The organism is Actinomadura logoneensis (assembly GCF_003428695.1).
Classification (GTDB): domain Bacteria; phylum Actinomycetota; class Actinomycetes; order Streptosporangiales; family Streptosporangiaceae; genus Spirillospora; species Spirillospora logoneensis.
In genome coordinates this window covers 1-4,020 of record NZ_QURH01000187.1, presented here as the reverse complement: position 1 = coordinate 4,020, position 4,020 = coordinate 1, and the positions used below count along the sequence as shown (strand labels likewise).

Annotated in this window: 3 protein-coding genes; all 3 read right to left on the bottom strand. The window is 75.7% G+C overall.

Annotation, left to right across the window (positions count from 1 at the left end):
• Positions 1-3 precede the first annotated feature (3 nt).
• A complete protein-coding gene (locus tag DZF91_RS10015) occupies positions 4-1,128 on the bottom strand; it encodes a LacI family DNA-binding transcriptional regulator (RefSeq protein ID WP_117357199.1) in 1,125 nt (374 codons plus the stop codon).
• A 172-nt stretch (positions 1,129-1,300) separates the two neighbouring features.
• Positions 1,301-2,458, bottom strand: a complete 1,158-nt coding sequence (locus DZF91_RS10010; RefSeq protein ID WP_235834193.1) for a phytase — start codon at positions 2,456-2,458, stop codon at positions 1,301-1,303.
• A gap of 400 nt (positions 2,459-2,858) precedes the next feature.
• Positions 2,859-3,596, bottom strand: coding sequence for a GntR family transcriptional regulator (locus DZF91_RS10005; RefSeq protein WP_117357197.1), 738 nt, complete (start codon positions 3,594-3,596; stop codon positions 2,859-2,861).
• Between the last annotated feature and the right edge of the window lie 424 nt (positions 3,597-4,020).

The window sequence follows — 4,020 nt, the reverse complement described above, 5'->3', positions numbered from 1 at the left end:
CCGCTACCGCTCCGTCGCTCCCGTCCCGGCGGGGCGGACGGGGCCGGTGGAGCCCCGGTTGGTGAGGACGGGCGGGACGGTCGCGCGCACCGGGCGCCGGTCGGGGTCGCCGCCGTCGAGGCGGTCCAGGAGCGCGGCCATCGCCCGGCGGCCGAGCTCGCGGGCCGGGACGGCGACCGTCGTGACGCCGACCGCGTCCGCCTCCCGGGCCTCGCCGTGCGCGATGACGGAGACGTCCTGGGGGACGCGCCGGCCCGCGCGCAGCAGCGTGGTCAGCACGGCGGCCCCGCCCGGATCGCCGAGCGCGACGACGGCGCTCACCGGCTCGGAACCCATCAGCTCGGAACCCATCAGCTCGGAACCCATCAGCTCGGCGCTCACCGGCTCGGCGCTCGGAGGCTCGGAAGGGGCTGGGCCCGTGGTCGGGAGCCGGCCGGTGTCGCCCGCCGCGCCGCCTGGGGGAGTGGGCGGTGCGGCGGCCCGCAGTGCGGCGAGGTCCAGGACGGGCGCGTCGATTCCGTGGGCTTTCAGGGCGCCGCGGTAGACGCGCCGGAGCGGACTGGGACGGCGACCGGCGTCCACGACGGCGATCCGGCGGTGGCCCAGCGCTACCAGGTGCTCGACCGCCAGGTGGACCGGCCCGCCCGGCTCGGCCCGCACCGTGTCGGCGCGGTCGGCCCTGGACGGCGGGAGGATCGCGACGACCGGACAGCTCGCCGTCGCCCGGTCGAGGTCGGCGGACGTGAGCCGCGCGCCGGCGAGCACCAGGCCGTCCGGGCGCAGGTCGAGCAGTTCGTCCAGGGCCGTCCGCGCCGCCGCGGCCTCGCCCCGCCCGGTCCCCAGCAGCAACCGCAGCTCCCGGTCCCGCGCCCCCTCGGCGAGCCCTTCGTGCACCCCGGCGGCGAGCGGGTCCCCGAGGTCGTCGAGCAGGACGCCGACGATGCCGGTGCGGCCCGCGGCCAGGCCGCGGGCCATCGCGTTCGGCCGGTAGCCGAGTTCGCGCGCCGCGGCGAGGACCGCCGCGCGCCGGGCCTCGCCGACCTTGGGCGAGCCGCGCATCACCAGGGACACGAGGGCGCGGGACACCCCGGCGCGGGCGGCGACGTCCTCCAGCGTGGGGTACGGCATGCGGGCAGCGGCTCCTCGGCTCGGGCGGGCGGTTCCGGTGGCACGGACCGTCCGGTGGTCGGCCCGGACCGTCCCGGGGGCGGCCCGGACCGTCCGGGGCACGACGAGGGGCGCCGGCCGCGGCCGGTCCGGTGGCCAGGACGGTACCCGCCCGGGCCACCGGACCGCGAGGTCAGTCGCGCGGGTCCCAGTCGCCGGGGGCGACGTCCAGGTCCAGCGGCTCGGCCACCTCGCGCCAGTCGACGAACTTGAAGTTGGTGTTGGTGCGCACCGCGCCGTCCGCTCCGGTCTCGTCCGGGGCGTTGAAGCCGTCCTGGACGACCAGCAGGCCGTGCTTGAAGTCGCCGACCGGGGCGCTGGTGACCATCGCCCCGTCGCACTCCTCCGAGCCGTCCACGCTCGTGCCCGGCGCGATCCGGAACCGTCCGAGGTAGTCGTTGCCGTCCTCGCGGTCGTAGGCGACGAAGGTGTTGTCGCCCTGGCTGGACGCCAGCAGGTAGCCCTCCCCGTCGTCCTTGGCGTAGATCGTGAGGCCCTCGGCGTCCGCGGTGAGGTTCTTGCCGCCGTATCCCGGATCGGCGCCCGTGACGTGGCACTCCTCGGTCTGCGGGTCGTAGGCGGACGGAACGCCGTACCCCTTCACCCGGTCCACGAGCGCGGGCCTGCCGCCGCCCAGCGGGATCCGCCAGATGCCGACGTCCTCCTGCGCCGCGTACAGCACGCCGTGCTCGGGATCGCCGACCATGCCCTCGACCTGGGGGTCCTCGCCGGGTTCCTCGCACGGCGCCCACGTGCCGCCGTTCGGCAGCGCGAACGAGGCGGGCAGGTCGACGTTCCGCACCGGCGCGTAGCCGACCTTGCCGTCCGCCGTCGCGACCAGCCGGAACAGGCCGACACGGGTGGTGTTGCGTCGGCTCACCGCGACGTAGGGCACGCCGTCGTCGCCCTTCCACGCGGCCAGCCCGTAGGCGGTCCGCTGCTCGTTGACCTCGGCCGCGGAGGACGAGAACACCGGTGGGGCGGAGGGGACGGTCACGTCGGTGAGCGGGGCCTGGTGCGCCCTGGCCGCGGCCGGGTCGATGACGTAGGTGCGGATGGTGTCGCGGCCCCGGTCGGAGACGACCGCCACGTCCACCTTCCGGCCGCCCAGCTTCCAGCCGTACACCACGTCCACGTTGTTGAACCGGCCGGGGGAGTCGCCGGCGGCCGGCGCGGCGGGGGCGGGCAGGCGCTGGATCTCGTTCCCCGCGGTGTCGTAGACGGCCAGGCCCGCCTTCTTCAGCGTGCCGATGACCAGGTCGCCGCGGCGGTCGGACGGGTGGTTCCAGATGGCCGGGTCGTCGGCGTTGGCCGAGCCCCCCGCCTTGTCGTCGAAGTTCGGCGGGGTCCGGGGTCTCCAGCCGGGCGTGCGCGGTGGCGGGGTCGGCGGTCGCCGCCGAGGCGGGGGCGACGGGCGCGGCGAGCGCGGCCAGGGCCGCGGTGAGGGCGGCGAGGGTGGTCGTGCGGCCGGTGCGTGCAGAGCGCATGGCGCGTTCCTCCGGTCGTGGGGGGTGAGGGGAACGCCCGTACGCTAAGCGTTGGAGCGCTCTAATTCAATAGAGCGCTCCAATTTTCATCCGAGCGCCACCCGCCGTCCGCCGGCCGGACGCCCCCTGGTGGCGTGCGGAGCCGACGCGCCGGAGCGGATGCGCCGGAGCGGATGCGCCGGAGCGGGTGGTCGGGTGGTCGGGTCAGCGTTCGACGAGGGTGAGGGCGAAGGAGTAGCGGCTGGCGCGGTAGACGTGCGAGCCGTACTCGACGGCGCGTCCCTTGTCGTCGTAGGCGGTGCGGGTCATGGTCAGCAGCGGGACGCCGCGGCGCTCGTCCAGGGCCTGCGCCTCGGCGGCGGTCGCGCTCCGCGCGCCGATCGTCTGGTTGGCGATGCGCAGATTGATCCCGGCGGCGCGGAGCAGCTCGTAGAGGCCGTGCTCGGCGAGGTCGGCGGCGGTCGGCTCCAGCAGCCCGCCGGGGAGGTAGTTGGTGAGCAGGGCCAGCGGCTCGGCGCCGGTGTAGCGCAGCCGCCGCAGCTTGGCCACCGGCGCGCCGGGCGGCACCCCGAGCTCCTTGGCCACCTGGTCGGGGGCCTCGACGGTGTCGAGTTCCAGCACCTCGGTGCGGGGCTCGCCGCCCGCCGCGGCCAGGTCGTCGTACAGGCTGGTCAGCTCGACCGAGCGCCGCACCTGCGCCTGCACGACCTGGGTGCCGACCCCGCGCTTGCGGACGAGCAGCCCCTTGTCGACCAGGTGCTGGATCGCCTGCCGGACGGTCGGGCGCGACAGCCCGCACCGGTCGGCGAGCTGGACCTCGTTCTCCAGCCGTTCGCCCGGGGCCACCTTCCCGTCCCGGATGGCGGCCTCCAGCTGCTGGGCGACCTGGAAGTAGAGGGGGACCGGGCTGTTGCGGTCCACGGACAGGGCGGGACGGTTCACCGAACGAGACCTCTCGGGGAGCGGGACGAGGGTCCATCGTACCGCCGTCGGGCGATTAGCTTATTACCTCATAATGTCATGACAAACTATTGACAAGGGTTCGGCCGACGCCCGAGACTCTCGACGAGCCGGTCCGCGTCCGGCCCGCCGAACGCCGCAGGGTGCGGGGTGCGCCACCGGGGCGATGCGGAGCGGCCGGCGCCGGCTGTGGCCACGCCAAGGACGAGTCGGCCCGGCGCCGCTGCCTTGATAACCGGAAGGAACCTGTGTGATGCGCTCCATCGAGCACTGGATCGACGGCGTCCGCACGGGCGGCGGTCCGACGCTGCCCGTCGAGGACCCGGCCACCGGCCGCCCCGTCGGGGAGGTCGCGCTCGGCCGCCGCGCCGAGGTGGACGCCGCCGTCTCGGCCGCCGCCCGCGCC

Excerpts from the sequence above, each read along its gene's own strand:
- DZF91_RS10015 (WP_117357199.1), bottom strand. The coding sequence starts at position 1,128 with ATGCCGTACCCCACGCTGGAGGACGTCGCCGCCCGCGCCGGGGTGTCC.